Annotated in this window: 1 protein-coding gene; it reads right to left on the bottom strand. The window is 48.1% G+C overall.

Features of this window, described 5'->3' with window-relative positions; translation table 11 throughout:
- Positions 1–757, bottom strand: a 757-nt coding sequence (locus DOM41_RS17155; RefSeq protein WP_188112428.1) for a tetratricopeptide repeat protein, incomplete at its 3' end; no start/stop codon positions are given.
- Positions 758–1,443 lie beyond the last annotated feature (686 nt).

The following is a 1,443-nucleotide window of genomic DNA, read 5'->3' as shown; positions in this document are numbered from 1 at the left end:
TAATGTCGGTGCCAATACCTTCTTCATAGAGCTTTGCCAGCATCTGGAAGCTATCTGTTGGGTCGCCGTATTTTAATTGACCTGAACGAAGCAGCCACTTGAAAGCTTTCTCGTCGCTCTGCTCCACCCCTTTACCTTCATGATAAAGCTGAGCTAAAGCTCTCGCTGAGAACTGATCTCCTTGATCAATCGCGCGCTGATACCAAAAGAGAGCTTTTCCATAGTCTTCTTCTGCAATTTCATTGTACTGGTAGCCACCGTAAGCATCACCCAAGCTTCGCTGAGACAGAGTGCACCCCATTTCCGCCGACTCTTTGAGATACTGAAAAGCAGCATCATAGTTCACATCAACCCCAAGACCATCATAATAAATCTTGAACAAGGAATAACCAGCGTCAACCCCTGAACTCTCCCAAGAAGATTCAAGCAACTCTAATGCCTTTTCATAATCCGGGGAAATATGAAAAACGTCTAAACCATTTAGATACAACTCCCCCAAAAGATACTCATAGCGCGCCGACCCTTGATCTACCCCTTCCTCCATCTCCTTCAAAGACAAATTGTACCCATATTCCTCCCAGAGCGAGTCTTGAGTCGGATTGTTATAATAAACATCCGAGAAAGTCATCTTTGAACAGAAACAACTCAAAAACAACAAAATATATAGGTGCTTTTTAGCCAATGTCATTTCAGAACCCCAACCAAAACTCGTCTTTATAAGAAAGATTTCGTGTCCTCTCATCTCTAAAGGCCACATTCAATCTCACATCATGTTCAATGGTCTCAACAGGCAATAGAACTGTTCTCTCGATAGTAGTAGAACTCTCTCCACAAGAGACGTTATGCTCCCCGGATTGCCCGGAGTGTCTTGAGCGCACCAAGCTATCAGTTCCGGCTGTTTTAAGAAATATATCAGCAAAAACCTCGTCTGAGCCGCGATAGCCGGTGTCATTTTCAAACTAATCGCAAACGGCATCTTAGACAAATTGGGAGTCCGCGCCTTAATCATAACTTTTTTACTATGCCGGACCTCACCAAATGGTCCTGTTTCTCCTGTGACATAAGTGCCGCTGCAATCTTCCCATGTCGATTCATGGAGGTACCCTGCGATAGCAGATCCAGCGACGCCTGTTCCTGCTCGATGCTGGTAAAAGGCGCCAACTGGGTGTCGTATTGGCGCCCTATATAACAGCGATTGAGCTCGACCGTAGTCGCGGTGGATACCAGCTTCGTTGCGATAAAACCCAGCGTGATCGCGATGGCGCACAGCGCAAGCCCACCCCCGTCGTCGCAACGGCGATACCGGCCGCAGACAGCGAAAGACCGAGCAACCGGCGATGATGGTGCCGCCTAGCGCGTCGTGCAGGCTTACGCTACGGGAAGAACGACCCAGCCTTCGATCGTGCAGGGCATCGGAGAGTTTCATCAGGCCATCGTAGAAGG

Source organism: Salinicola aestuarinus (assembly GCF_003206645.1).
Lineage (GTDB): Bacteria > Pseudomonadota > Gammaproteobacteria > Pseudomonadales > Halomonadaceae > Salinicola > Salinicola aestuarinus.
Note: the sequence above shows the minus strand (reverse complement) of the source record. Positions and strands in the feature narration are given on the sequence as shown.